The organism is Paenibacillus mangrovi (genome assembly GCF_022898935.1).
In the GTDB taxonomy this organism is placed as follows: domain Bacteria; phylum Bacillota; class Bacilli; order Paenibacillales; family Paenibacillaceae; genus Paenibacillus_AQ; species Paenibacillus_AQ mangrovi.
On sequence record NZ_JALIRP010000001.1, the window covers coordinates 165,766 to 179,665 of the forward strand.

General features: G+C 48.5%; 10 protein-coding genes. 9 read left to right on the plus strand and 1 reads right to left on the minus strand.

The window, feature by feature from the left end:
• Positions 1-19: 19 nt before the first annotated feature.
• From MUG84_RS00765 to MUG84_RS00805, 9 genes are all read left to right on the plus strand, one after another.
• Positions 20-751, plus strand: a complete 732-nt coding sequence (locus tag MUG84_RS00765; RefSeq protein WP_244717770.1) for a hypothetical protein — start codon at positions 20-22, stop codon at positions 749-751.
• A gap of 276 nt (positions 752-1,027) precedes the next feature.
• Complete coding sequence (locus MUG84_RS00770) at positions 1,028-2,047, plus strand: LacI family DNA-binding transcriptional regulator (RefSeq protein WP_244717773.1); 1,020 nt, start codon at positions 1,028-1,030, stop codon at positions 2,045-2,047.
• 23 nt (positions 2,048-2,070) lie between these two features.
• On the plus strand, positions 2,071-3,507 hold the full coding sequence (locus tag MUG84_RS00775; protein ID WP_244717776.1) for an extracellular solute-binding protein: 1,437 nt from the start codon (positions 2,071-2,073) through the stop codon (positions 3,505-3,507).
• A gap of 68 nt (positions 3,508-3,575) precedes the next feature.
• Positions 3,576-4,448, plus strand: coding sequence for an ABC transporter permease subunit (locus MUG84_RS00780; protein ID WP_244717779.1), 873 nt, complete (start codon positions 3,576-3,578; stop codon positions 4,446-4,448).
• Positions 4,449-4,456: 8 nt separating this feature from the next.
• The gene (locus MUG84_RS00785) at positions 4,457-5,323 is read left to right on the plus strand and encodes a carbohydrate ABC transporter permease (RefSeq protein WP_244717782.1); all 867 of its coding nucleotides are present in this window, start codon (positions 4,457-4,459) and stop codon (positions 5,321-5,323) included.
• Positions 5,324-5,349: 26 nt separating this feature from the next.
• Positions 5,350-6,648: a CehA/McbA family metallohydrolase gene (locus MUG84_RS00790; RefSeq protein ID WP_244717785.1), complete on the plus strand. Its 1,299-nt coding sequence runs from the start codon at positions 5,350-5,352 to the stop codon at positions 6,646-6,648.
• A 14-nt stretch (positions 6,649-6,662) separates the two neighbouring features.
• Positions 6,663-7,472, plus strand: a complete 810-nt coding sequence (locus MUG84_RS00795; protein WP_244717788.1) for an endonuclease/exonuclease/phosphatase family protein — start codon at positions 6,663-6,665, stop codon at positions 7,470-7,472.
• A gap of 43 nt (positions 7,473-7,515) precedes the next feature.
• The gene (locus MUG84_RS00800) at positions 7,516-10,281 is read left to right on the plus strand and encodes a DUF5054 domain-containing protein (RefSeq protein WP_244717791.1); all 2,766 of its coding nucleotides are present in this window, start codon (positions 7,516-7,518) and stop codon (positions 10,279-10,281) included.
• A 354-nt stretch (positions 10,282-10,635) separates the two neighbouring features.
• Positions 10,636-12,471: a UbiD family decarboxylase gene (locus MUG84_RS00805; protein ID WP_244717794.1), complete on the plus strand. Its 1,836-nt coding sequence runs from the start codon at positions 10,636-10,638 to the stop codon at positions 12,469-12,471.
• A gap of 120 nt (positions 12,472-12,591) precedes the next feature.
• On the opposite strand, the gene MUG84_RS00810 is transcribed toward MUG84_RS00805, so the two are convergent.
• Positions 12,592-13,779 (minus strand): oxalate decarboxylase family bicupin, encoded by a 1,188-nt coding sequence (locus MUG84_RS00810; RefSeq protein ID WP_244717797.1) that lies wholly within the window; start codon positions 13,777-13,779, stop codon positions 12,592-12,594.
• Positions 13,780-13,900: the final 121 nt, after the last annotated feature.

Here is a 13,900-nt window from a genome sequence, read left to right on the forward strand (position 1 = left end):
ATCCTCGGAGGAACACAAAATGAAAAAGAAATTCATAATGTCCATTCTTGTACTAACACTATCTGCAGCCATGCTCTCCGCATGTGGCGCAAAGCCAGAAGGTGAAGCGGCAGATTCAGCCATGCAGGAACAAACAACAACAACGAATGCTTCCGAGCTTTCGGTGAAAGACGGAACTGCAAAACTGCTTTCGAACGCAAAACAGCTAAAAAAAGCTGCGACCGCTGGCGATGAAACCAAGATTAGAGAGATAGCTCCGAGTCTTGAAGAAGTTTGGGCTTCATTTGAAGATGGGGTCAAGGAAAAATATCCGGATATTTATGATGAAATCGAGAAAAGTCTGAATCCAGTTGTCGCAGCGGCTAAAAATACAACAATGGATAAAGATGCGGTTTTAAAAATTGACGATCAGCTTATCCAGGTGCTGTTTGACCTCTCGGGAAAGCTAATCACAGTTGATCAGGTTAAAGCAGGCGCCAAACAAATGCTTGACATTACAAGTGAAATCAAGAAAGAAATCGCCGCTGGAAATGATGCTAAGGTAAGTGAGCTGGCTCCAAAATTAGAAGATGTATGGAAAACATTTGAAGATGGCGTCCCAATGCGCAGTGCTGATTTATATGACAAAATTGAAAAGAGCCTCAATCCTGAAGTAGCAGGTTCACAAATGAGTCCCATTGATAAACAGGTAATGACTCAACTAAATGATAACTTAACACAAGCTCTAAACGAGCTTATTCAAGGGATTTAATAATCAGTTACCAATACGGCTTTCATTCAGATTTACGAATGGAAGTCGTATTTTTTTGTTGAACCGTTCCACTGGAGTAAGATCTTTTACCCCCGCCTCAAAATGAACCAAAGCTTAATATTACCTTTACAAAATTTGCGATTCTATTAAATAATTCATTTTTATAATAAAAAACGTAAGGGTTATTAAACCGGTTTAATGATCGAACGGCGCGCGATAAATCGGCTTAACAACTTACGTATATTCAGAGCATCCAGAAGGAGAATCAACAATCAAATGGCTACCATTGATGATGTTGCCAGAAAGGCTGGGGTATCCAAAGGAACGGTATCTAGTGTGTTTAGTAAAAAAAGACCCATCAGTCAGCAGGTAACGGAACGGGTGCTTGAGGTAGCGAAAGAGCTCGGTTATTTTCCAAACCATATCGCGAGAAGCCTGTCGATCAAGAAAACCATGATTGCCGGTCTGAGAATACCGCTGTCTTCCGATGGAACAATGTCTGCCTTCGATTCCCAAATGATTAATGGAGTCATAAAGGAATGCTCCAAACAAGGATATCGAGTGCTGCTCGACACCTTGCCGGAGCAGGATGATCCTACTTTATTTTCTCAGGATCCCGTCGATGGCATCATTATGCTGAACCCGCGGAAGAATGACACCCGAATCGGACGTTACAATCAAATGGGCATACCACTTGTTCTTGTAGGGCGCCCGGATCCGCTGGATGATTCAATTAGCTATGTTGATAACAACAATACAGAAGCGGCCTATCAGGTGGGTGATTATTTGCTCCGAAGCGGTCATAAGTCTGTTCTCTTCTTGAATGCATCATCGGATATGACAGTGGCTTATGATCGGAAGAACGGTTTGATGGAGGCTTTTCGACATCACGGACTTCCATTCTCGGAAGAGCATGTTATGCACTATAACCGTAAGCTGCATGTGAGTGGAACAGAATACGGATATATGTCCATCATGGATACTTTTGAAGCGATGAACTATTCAGCAGTCATAACGGATACGGACCGGGTGGCGCTCGGTGTGCTGAGAGCGGCTAGAGAGCTTGGCATCGAGGTACCGGAGAGGTTGTCGGTGATCGCGCTCAGCAATGATGCTACTCTGGCTCAAGAGATTAATCCGAAGCTTACATCTGTAGAATTGTCGGCGGATCTGCTCGGCGCGGAAGCTGCCAAGCTGTTGATCGAGAAGATGAATGACATGAGCATGAACCGGCAAGTGATTATTCATGCCAAACTGGTTGTCAGGGAATCATGTAGTACTCAAAATTCATCATAAATGATAAATGAGGAGCGATAAGAGTGGTAAAAAGAAAGAAATTTATCAGTATGATTATGGCTGTATCTCTATTAGGCGGTGTGCTGGCAGGGTGTTCCTCGAATTCTGGAAACAGCGCGAGCGGGGACAACAAAACAACGCCAACTGCGCAGGCAGATTCCAAGAATGAAGAACGCACGCTGAAAATGATGACAGGGGTCATCGGCGGAAAAACTCCCGAAGAGAATGTCAAGTTTGAGAAGGAAATCGAACGTTTAACAGGCATTAAGGTGACGATGGATAAGCCTGCCTCCGACTATGACCAGAAGCTGCTTGCATCGATTGCTTCTGGAGAGAAATACGATTTGCTGCAGGTCAGCAAAGAAAGAATGAACACTTTGATCGATCAGGGAGTACTTACACCCCTCACCGATCAAGTGAAAGCCTCCAAGGTGCTTTCGGATCCAAGCGTTATTCCAACGGATGAGTGGGATCAGGTCAAAACGAAGGATGGCCAGATATACGGTGTTTTCACCAAGTACCAAGGGGGAACGATGCCGATCGTACGTAAGGATTGGCTGGACAAACTGAATCTGCCAGAACCTAAAACGCTGGATGATTACTATAACGTGCTCAAGGCTTTCACCGAGCAGGACCCGGATGGAAACGGCAAGAAGGACACCTACGGACTCAGCACGGCCGGAATGTACGAATTGCAGGGCTTCTTTAGCGCCGCAGGCCTTAAACAAAGATACGTAGAAACAGCAGACGGCAAGCTGGATGTACCGTATTCTACGGATGCTGCAATTCCTGTATATGAATGGCTCAACAAGCTGTATAAAGAAGGTATTCTTGATCCGAACTTTGCAACAAATGATACCGGTAAAATGCGTAATATGTTCCTATCCGACCGTGTCGGCATGATTACATACTGGGACGCTTGGGTTGGCATGCTGAACAACACCCGCAAGGGGCAGGATCCGCAAACAACATTCGAAGCTAAAGGTCTTCCAGGCGCTGCTGATGCCAATGGCAATTACATGCTGCGCAGAGGCGATCCGGACGTATGGGTTATTCCGGCTAATGCAGAGCATCCGAAAACGGCCTTTGAATTTATCGAATGGTGGAACACTCAGGACGGTATTATGCTGGGCAGCTTGGGCATTAAGGATGAAGATTACACGATGGACAATGGCAAGTATGTGCTGACCCAGACTGGTAAAGAGCATGCCTCCGACCACGGTGTACCTTTCTGGTACAACAGCAATGTGGAAGCTCCTTTCGGCAAGCTTCCAGGCGTACAAGAAGCCCAGGATCTCGTCAATAAATACGCTACCTTGGAATTAACGCCTCCGAATTGGTCAGAAGCAGAGAAAATCATCAATGAATATTCCTTCAAAGCAATCATGGGCGAAATGCCGGCCGCAGATGCAGTGAAGAAAATGCGTGAAGAGTTGAAAGCAAAGAAGCTGATCGATTAAATCTTCAAGAGGAGGAAGTGGAACAACTAGCCTCCTCTTTATTTTTCTAAAATGGTGGTGACTTTCCGTTGAAAGCGATATTGAAGTACAAGACGCTGTATTTAATGATGCTTCCAATCCTGGCTTACTTCGCGATTTTTTCATTTTATCCGCTTGTCCGCGGACTAATTATCAGCTTTCAAAATTATCGCCTGATCGGTGACCGGCCGTTCGTAGGCTTCGATAACTATATGACTGTATTAAAGGATCCGGTTTTCTGGGACGTTTTACAGAATACCATCGTGATCGGTACAGGGATCTTTGTGATCAATTTTATTTTACCGCTGATTCTTGCGCTCTCCTTGAATGAAGTAGCCTCCGTCTGGTTCAAGAAGGTTACGCAGATGATTGTTTATTTACCCCATCTGTTCTCCTGGGTTGTCGTGGGCGGGATGTGGATTCTTATGTTGTCCCCTGACACAGGCATCGTAAATCAGATTATTCAATTGTTCGGTGGGGATCCAATCAGTTTCTTGGCTTCCGACAAGTATGCCCGCAGCGTCATGATCTTTACCTCCGGCTGGAAAGAGATGGGATACACTTGTATCTTGTATTTGGCAGCGATTGTAAATATCAATCCGTCGCTCTATGAGGCTGCAAGCATTGACGGTGCCAGTCGCTGGCATAAGGTCCGCTTTGTGACGATTCCTCAGCTTTCTTCTACCATGAAAATGGTTGTCATGTTGAATGTACTCGGCATCCTTCGCATGTTCGACCAAATATTAGTCATGCGTAATGGTGCCATTGCTGACAAAGTCGATGTGGTTATGATGTATACCTATCAAAAAGGGATATTGGAATTCAATATCGGACCAGCTACGGCTGCAGGGTTCCTTATCATATTCGCCACATTAGTGATTTCTTTTGTAACGAGAGCGTTAATCCGCTATGACGAAGGGTGAGTCGGTTTATGAAAATCTTAGAAAAAAAGAGCTGGCAGAGCCGGATCTTCGATTGCATCAATGTTCTGTTCCTGCTTCTGCTCGTATTGACGATGATCATCCCATTTTTAAATACACTTGCACTTGCGTTCTCATCCAACCTTGCTTCCATGCAGCCGGACATTGTCCTGTGGCCCAAGGAATTTAGCACGGAAGGGTTCACCACTGTATGGAACCGCATGAGACTTTATTTACCCTTTATGAACAATGTCATTGTGACCGTAGTCGGTACGGCAGGCCATGTATTTCTCTGCTCCGTCGCAGGCTATGTGTTGATTCAAAAAGGTCTTCCAGGGAAGAAGTGGATGCTGTCGGCTATTCTTGTGACGATGATGATTCCAAGCGAAGCCATCATGATTCCACTCTATATTGTGAACAAAGACCTGGGACTGCTGAATTCGTTGTCCGCTCTCATCCTGTCGGGCTTAGTATCGGGCTTCGGCGTTCTGCTGATGCGGAATTTCTTCCTGAGCGTTCCTTATGAAATGTCGGAATCAGCCCGGATTGACGGTGCCGGAGATTTGCGCATTTTCTTTACGATGTACATGCCGCTTGCAAAAGCAGGTCTGGCAACCGTTACGCTGTTCGAATTCGTCAGCCGTTGGAACCAGTTTACACCGGCTGTGCTATATATTAATGATCCATCCAAAAATACGCTGCAGGTCGCGTTAAAATCGCTTATCGTCGATACGGATGTGACATCAAGCAATTTTATGATTACAACAAATGTCCGAATGGCGGGCATTGTCATCGCATTGCTGCCACTCCTTTTCATTTATCCATTTGTCCAAAAGTATTTTGTAAAAGGAATTTTTCTTGGAGCGAATAAAGAATAAGCCAGTAAACAGGAGGAGAGTTTGGCATGTTAAAACAGGCGAATCAGCGGCAGTCTTCAGTCGTTTATAAACGGTATATCGAGCATTCGGAGCAAAGCTCGTACATTGAAGTTCCATTCGAAATGCCGGAGCATGTTGAGGAAATTCATGTGCGTTTTGAGGTGTTGCCGCATGACGGAGAATCATCTTCCCATGCTGTCATTGATTTGGGCGTACGAGACAGTGCTAGAGTAAGAGGCTGGAGCGGTGGTGCCCGGAAGGAATTTTATATCGGACAAGAAAAAGCAACCCCTGGGTATTTGCCGGGCTCGCTGGCTTCGGGTGAATGGGCGGTACTTCACAACGCCTATAAAGTGCCTGAAGAAGGCTGCACCGTCATGATCGAAATCGTGTTTACGTTTAAGACACCACGCTGGCTGAAGGGAGATCTACACACGCACAGCGTTCACAGCGACGGCTCCTATACGCTTGCAGAGAATGCGGCCATTATGGAAAGTCTGGGATGCGATTTTATTGCGATGACGGATCACAATACGAACAGCCAGAACTTGGCCTATCCGCGGGAAACATCTGTGCTTATGATTCCGGGGACGGAGTTTACGACCAACTTCGGTCACAGCAACTTTCTCGGCGTAACGGATCCTATGGATGATTTCCGTGTCAAGGGAATGGCTGATGTGCATGAAAAGTTCCGAATTGCGCGTGAGCGGGGCGCTAGAATCGTACTCAACCATCCACACTGCGAATATTGCGCGTGGGAATGGGATTTCGAAGTGGATCACGATTGGGTGGAAATTTGGAACGGGCTGTGGCATGAGCGCAATAGCCGTGCATTGGCATGGTGGCAAGAGCAATTGGCTGCCGGCAGACGTCTGGTGGCTGTAGGAGGCAGTGACGTGCATCGTCCGGATCCTCACTTGAAACATGCGATGCCATGTGTCTGGGTCTGGTCGGAAGAGAAAACCGTGCAAGGAGTGCTCGGCGGCATCGACCGCGGCCATGTCGTCATTACCTATGCACCGGACGGACCGTTTGCCAATCTGCATTGCGGCGAATACATGATCGGAGATGAAGTGCCTTTCGAACAATCCAATCGCGAGATCGTCATCGAATTGGATGATTTGCATGCCGGAGATCTGATTCGCCTTTATAGCGAGCGCGGTCTGGAGCGGGAAATTCCGGCTGAGTCGGAAGGTGGAATGGTGCTGACGTTTGACGGTAAGGAACGAAGATTTTTGCGGGCAGAAATCTGGCGCTATTTCGAACAGGCTGAAACCACGCTTATGGCCACAGTGACGAACCCGATTTATTTTGCCTCGAGATGAGGAGGAAGACCGAAATGGAAATGACCGTCATGAGTTTTAATTTAAGATATAACAACCCCGGGGACGGGGCCAATCAGTGGATGTACCGCGCAGACCGGGCGGCGCAAATGATCAAGGATCATCATCCGCTTGTGATCGGTACCCAGGAAGGGTACTACGATATGCTGACAGATCTACAGGAACGTCTCGATGACTATGCTTGGGCAGGAACCGGCCGTATGGGTGGACATGAAAACGAGCACTGCGCGATTTTCTATCGCAAGGAGGTGCTTGCTCTGCTGGAGCAGGGGACTTTCTGGCTCTCCGAAACGCCGGATGTACCGGGCTCGAAGAGCTGGGACAGCGATCTGCCGCGCATATGTACCTGGGCTCGTTTCGAGCACAGACAGATTGGCGAGAAGCTCACTGTATTCAACATTCATTTGGATCATTTAGGGCAAGAGGCTCGCAATCAGGGTACCCGAATGATATGGGAATCTATTGCAAGCAGCTATGAGAAGCACCCTACACCGACGATTCTGACCGGCGATTTCAACAGCCACCCATCGGAACTGCCGATTGCTCTCCTACGCGGTAATATCGAGCTGGATGGTCAGAGAAGCTGGCTAAAGGATGCGTATACGGCCATGTCCAGCGAGATCGGTTCAACTAGACACGATTTTAATGGAGGCGAGCAGGGAGAGCCGATCGATTATATTTTCGTTTCCCCGGAATGGAATGTTCGAAGCATACAAGTGGACCGGCACTTGATGGATGGAGCATACCCATCGGATCATTATCCGGTTATTGCCAAGCTTCATTGTGAAGGAAGCACAAACATTTAGGGAAGAAAGCAGCCGCATCAGCGCTTCGGGCAGAAGGAGAACAATGATGAACCAGAAAAAGAGGCTTGAAAAAATATATGTAGTGTTCAAAACTCATTTTGATATTGGCTTTACCGGCCTTGTATCGGATGTTGTGGAGCGTTACCAGACCGAAATGCTGAAGGATGTCATTTCAATTTGCGGGAAAACAGCGGTAAATCCTGAACATGAAAAGTACGTGTGGACGATGCCGGCTTGGCCGCTGCGGAAGACGCTCGATGGAAGCTCACAGGAGGACCGTGACGAAGCGATGTCCTTTGTGGACAGCGGCCAATTGATTTGGCATATGCTCCCCTATACGACACACACCGAATTTTGCGGCCTGGAAGAATGGATTCGCGGAATGTACATATCCCGTGGCTTGTCCGAGCAGTTCGGGTATATCCCGAAGGACGCCAAAATGACCGATGTTCCGGGGCATACCTGGGTGGTGCCGTCACTGCTGGCGAAGGCGGGCGTGAAGATTTTGCATCTGGGCTGCAATCCGGCTTCTACGCCTCCGGACGTGCCGCCCGTTTTCTTCTGGGAAGGACCAGACGGGGAGCGGCTGCTCACGTTTTATTCCAAAGGTTCTTACGGCACGGGGATTCTTCCACCAGAGGAATGGGAGCATCCGGTGTGGCTGGCGATGATTCAGACGAGCGACAATCACGGACCTCATGATCCTTCCTATATACAAGAGATGAAAGACTCGCTGAAAGCGAGCGGGCTTAATACACAGCTGCACATTGGCAGTTTAACGGATTTTGCCGAGGATTTTCTAGCCCGAAATCCGGAGCTGCCGGTCATTCGCGGCGATCTGGCCGATTCCTGGATACATGGCGTCGGCACGGCTCCGCGGGAGGTATCACGCGTCAGAGAGCTTAGAGGACGAATTGCGGGTACGGAAAGCGCATTAGCCATGGCAAAGCTGACCGGGGATACGGCAGTGGATATCGATCAAGCGAAAACATACATTGACAAGAGCTATGAGCATGCATTGCTGTTCGGTGAACATACATGGGGCATGGACTGCAAGACATTTCTTTTTCCGAGACGGTATGAAAAAGAACAGTTTCTGCAGGACAAGGAAACCGAGCGCTATAAAAAGATGGAGCATTCCTGGCAGGAGCAGCGTGACTATTTGAATACAGCTGAGGCTGCGCTTCATTCTGCGCTTGAGCTGGCTGGCGGTGTTTCGGTCGAAGAAGTGGACCTCAAGTCGCGGAACGGGAATGTAAGCGATCCTGCCGACAAGGGGAGTAAGCCTGCCGCTTATCGCATTTATAACCACCTGGGGTGGAAGCGGGACGCCCACGTACTGCTGCCATACGGATGGCAGCTTGAACCGCATGAGCGGCTCATCGATTGCAGCACAGGCGAGCTTGTTCAATTTTACCAAAATGAAGCTGGCGTGTGGGCCGATATGCACGAATTACCGGCGCTCGGCTATAAGACGCTTGCGATTGCGTCAAACATGTTGGAGAGCGGGAGAAAGGTTGCCTTGACAGAAGCAGCTCCGGCAGCGGAGGTTCCGCTTGCCAGTGAAGCAGCTGAAGCGGTTAGCTGCGTCCGCGCCGAGATGAATGAACGGGAAGCCGTATTGGAGAACGAATATCTCATCGTCAAAGTATCCAGATGGACCGGCTTGCTCACAAGCATCTGGGATAAGCGCTTGCAGCAGGAATTTGTTAATGCCGATGCCCAGTACGGCTTTGGTCAATATGAATATAATGTTTATTCTAGCGAGGACATTACGAGATATATCAAAAAGTATGCCTACCGCTTCTATGACTGGGGGATTCATGATTTCGGCAAAACGGGCTATCCGGATCAGCAGAAGCGACTTTCTTTTACAACCGATGCTCCTGAGCTTCAGCTTGTACAGGAGGCAGACGCAGTATGCCTGGTATGCATAACTCATGGAGAGGAAGCCTCCTTAGGAGAATACGGGAATGCCGAGCGAATCGTTTGGTCTGTTCGCCTAACCGGCGCTTCTCCTGAACTGGATTTCGAACTGCAATTGAAAGGCAAAGAGGAGACGCCGCTCGCGGAATCGGGCAGCCTGATCTTCCCTCTTAAGCTTGACCAAGCTAAGTATCGGATTAACAAAATGGGCAGCGTCGTGGATCCTATCAAGGATGTGGTACGTTCCTCCAGTACGCTGCTGAACAGCTGTGAATACTTCGTCGATGTGACAGACGATCAAGGGAATGCGGGTATGGCTTTCGTTCCGCTTGACTCCCCGCTCTTTTTCATCGGTAAAAACGGTATGTGGGACTTTGAGCACCAATACACACCGGAGCAGCCGGAGCTGCATTTCAACCTGTTCAACAATTGGTGGGGTACGAATTTTCCGCAGTGGACGGGCGGAGATTTGTGTTACCGCTACAAGCTGATTCCCCATGCCGGCAGCTGGTCGGAGTCGGAGGTCTGGAAGCGGGCTGAGGAGGCTGTAACGCCGGTAACAGCAGTACCGGTCTGGGACAGAGCAGCTGAAGCTGAGCCAGTAGTGTACGAGCTGTTGCCGCAAGAGCTGGATGGTGCAGCTGTCACCTGCTTCAAGCCAGCGGAGGATGGCGATGGCTGTATCCTTCGTCTGCGCGAATGGACGGGGACCAGCCGCGAGCTCACTGTGACGCTGCCTGCAGCTACTCACAGCGTAAGCCGCACAGATTTGCTGGAGCATCATCTGGAGGAACTCACGCTTGTAGATGCGGGCAGCAATGCAAAGCAAATTACGCTATTCACCAATCCGTTTGAGGTTCATACGCTGAGGATTCGTGGTTAAATTAAGCTTGATTTTAAATGGAAAAGGTTGAATCAGATACACACAAAAAAAGCGCCCACAGCGGGCGCTTTTTTTGATTCTATCAATCGCATACGTTCATGACCGTACTAGAAAAACATTCGCTCTACCAGCCAAAGTGCTCCCAGACTTGTAATAACCCAAGAACCGTAAATAACGGCCGGTTTGAAAAAGTTTTTCCTTTGGATGTACAAAGTACGACATTGTAGAATCTTGAAACGTGACCTAAGTGGTGGAGAACCCGTTTCTTTTTTGCTAACATATGAAGTATATCGATTGAACTGAGGTTTATTTTTGGATATAGATATATATTTCATAAAGATGGGAGTCACACCATTGTATCGGAATTTAGAAGAATGCATTATAGACCTAGAAAAACACGGGCATTTGGTTCGCATCAAGGAAGAAGTCGATCCCTATCTGGAGATGGCAGCCATTCATTTGAATGTTTATGAAGCTGGCGGGCCTGCTTTGTTGTTTGAAAATGTCAAAGGCTCGAAGTTTAAAGCGGTGTCTAATCTTTTCGGTGATATTGAGCGGAGTAAATTCATCTTCCGGGACACGTGGGACCGCACACAAAGCATTATTGCCTTGCGTGATGATCCGATGAAGGCGGTCAAGCATCCTTTTCAAAATATCGGAAACGGTTTTGGAGCGATCAAAGCTCTGCCAATGAAAAAAATGAGCGGCGTACCTCGCGACTTTGAAGAGATTCAGATTTCAGATCTTCCTCAGATTCAGCATTGGCCGATGGATGGGGGCGCATTTATTACCTTGCCGCAGGTGTATTCCGAAGATCCAGACAAGCCGGGGCTCATGAATTCCAATTTGGGGATGTACCGGATTCAGCTCAGTGGAAACGAATATGAAAAAAATAAAGAGATTGGCCTGCACTATCAGATCCATCGCGGTATTGGTGTGCATCAGGCGAAGGCAAGCAAAAAAGGGGAGCCTTTAAAAGTAAGCATCTTTATTGGAGGGCCGCCTGCCCATACCCTGTCAGCGATCATGCCTTTGCCAGAAGGGCTCAGCGAGATGCTCTTTGCTGGTTTGCTCTCTGGACGCCGTTTTCGGTACAGCTATGTAGACGGATATTGCATCAGCCATGATGCCGATTTTGTGATCACCGGCGAAATTCATCCTGATGATACCAAGCCTGAGGGACCGTTTGGCGATCATTTGGGCTATTACAGTCTGACGCACCCTTTTCCGGTTATGAAAGTTCATAAAGTGTACGCCAAGCGGAACGCGATCTGGCCTTTTACCGTTGTCGGGCGTCCGCCGCAGGAGGATACCTCATTCGGAGAGCTTATCCATGAGCTGACGGGCGATGCCATTAAGCAAGAGATTCCAGGCGTTAAGGAAGTTCATGCGGTGGATGCTGCCGGGGTGCACCCATTGCTGTTTGCGATCGGTAGTGAACGTTACACGCCCTATCAACGGGTAAAACAGCCAACGGAGCTTCTGACATTGGCCAACCGGATCTTGGGGACAGGTCAGCTGAGTCTGGCCAAATATCTGTTTATTACGGCGGAGGAGCATCGAAAGCTGGATTCCCATGATATTGTCGACTTTATGACCTATATTCTGGAGCGTATGGATTTGCGCCGGGATATTCATTACTATACGAATACGACGATCGATACGCTGGATTATTCCGGGACGGGACTCAATAGCGGCAGTAAAGTGGTTTTTGCGGCTTACGGGGACAAGAAGCGGGATTTATGCCATGAGGTGCCGGAGGAGTTAAAGGAGCTCCCGGGTATTGAAAATGTGCACATGATCATGCCGGGTGTTGCAGCGATTCAGGGCTCCGCATTCACGAACTACAGAGAGGCGCAGCAGGAGCTGAATAGCTTATGTGAAGCATTGGCTGAAAAAGGGCCGGTGAACTCCTGTCCAATGATGATCCTGTGCGATGACAGCAAATTCCTGAGTGAAACATTAAATAATTTTTTGTGGGTCACCTTCACACGGAGCAATCCATCGCATGATATTTACGGCGTGAACAGCGGTTACGAGAACAAGCATTGGGCTTGCGACAATATGATCATCGATGCCCGCACCAAACCGCATCAAGCTCCGCCTCTCATACCTGATCCACAGGTAGAGAAAAATATCGAACGTTTTTTTGCGAAAGGCGCCATCTTGGGCGGTATAAAGTTGAAGTGATTGTGTATATCAAAAAAGAGTTGCTCTTGCGGGTTGATGAAGACCGGCAGGGACAGCTCTTTTTTTTTGCATCGTGCCATGTTTATTCGAAAAAGAAACATTAGAACGAAGCCGTTTGGCTTAAGGAGTTTCATCAGGATATTTAACAACAGGCCATTTCTCCTTACGTAATGCTTGAAGCAGCTGCGGGCTGGCATGTAGATTATCCCGGACAAGGTCTTTTGGAGTGAGTGCCATCCATTGATTCAATGAGACATCGGCAAAGCGGTCGCTTTTGAACATTTCCAGAAACCAGAGAGTTTCGGTCCCGGTATTTTGAATGTAGTGGCCGTTGGCAAATGGTACGTAGCCCACATCGCCAGCTCTGTAATTGAAGGTTCTTGCAGTCCCGCCACTGGCAAAAACAGTCATTCGCCCCTGTCCGGTCAAATAGTACTGCCATTCATCCTGATTGGGATGCCAGTGCATCTCCCTCATGGCACCTGGTTTGATCTCAACCAAGGCTGCGGCGATGGTTTTGGAAATCGGAAAGTTCGTGGAGTCGACAATCCGCACACTACCCCCGGGCGTAACGATCGGCGTTTGTGCAAGCAGCCTGTGCTTGAAGTTGAGCGGTACCGTTCCATAAGGGGACTCTACCTGCTGGCTTTCCAGGGAACCCGGGACCGGTGCCTGAAATATGTACACCTGCTCATGAGGCCGATGAGCAAAAGCTTCCTCAGGGACGCCGAAGTTCGCGGAAAGCACGTCCTCGGGCGTATGGGCAAACCAGTCTGAGATAGAGAGTGTATTCAATTCAGAAAAGCTTCCGTCATCGAAAACAAGCAGAAATTCGCAGCCTTCCGCGAGCCCTTGGATGGAATGCGGAAGGCCGGCTGGGAAATACCACAGATCTCCCGGACCGATATCGGCTATGAAATTTCGGCCGTTCTGATCTACGGCGGTGACCCTGGCTTCCCCGCGGATCATATACGCCCACTCTGCCTGTTGATGCCAATGCATTTCACGGACACCGCCGGGGGTCAGGTACATATTAACGCCTGCGAGCGTTTTTGCGACAGGTAGCTCCAGCACGGTAATCTCCCGTGACCATCCACCATGGTTGAGCTTCATATGAGTATCGGAGAAGGAAAATTTAAGGTTCGGCAGCAGCCCGGCATCGGTAGCGGGTGGGACGAACATATCTGGGTTTTCCAAGTCCCTTAACACATCGCGAGGCCCCCAGTCAGGGCCGCCTGCACCGTCGCTGCGAATGGGCTGGGGGATGTTCAACGGCTTGTCGTTAGGGTTACGGGGATTATCTATCATCGAATCCATTCCTCCAAACTTCACAAGCTTCATTCGGAAACCATATCCAAAGATGTGTATGAACACAGGCTTGGTTATTATGAGAAAAATGATGATGGCTGTGGTAATTTCCTTTGCAAAA

Excerpts from the sequence above, each read along its gene's own strand:
- MUG84_RS00785 (WP_244717782.1), top strand. The coding sequence starts at position 4,457 with ATGAAAATCTTAGAAAAAAAGAGCTGGCAGAGCCGGATCTTCGATTGC.
- MUG84_RS00770 (WP_244717773.1), top strand. The coding sequence starts at position 1,028 with ATGGCTACCATTGATGATGTTGCCAGAAAGGCTGGGGTATCCAAAGGA.
- MUG84_RS00790 (WP_244717785.1), top strand. The coding sequence starts at position 5,350 with ATGTTAAAACAGGCGAATCAGCGGCAGTCTTCAGTCGTTTATAAACGG.
- MUG84_RS00800 (WP_244717791.1), top strand. The coding sequence starts at position 7,516 with ATGATGAACCAGAAAAAGAGGCTTGAAAAAATATATGTAGTGTTCAAA.
- MUG84_RS00810 (WP_244717797.1), bottom strand. The coding sequence starts at position 13,779 with ATGATAGATAATCCCCGTAACCCTAACGACAAGCCGTTGAACATCCCC.
- MUG84_RS00795 (WP_244717788.1), top strand. The coding sequence starts at position 6,663 with ATGGAAATGACCGTCATGAGTTTTAATTTAAGATATAACAACCCCGGG.
- MUG84_RS00765 (WP_244717770.1), top strand. The coding sequence starts at position 20 with ATGAAAAAGAAATTCATAATGTCCATTCTTGTACTAACACTATCTGCA.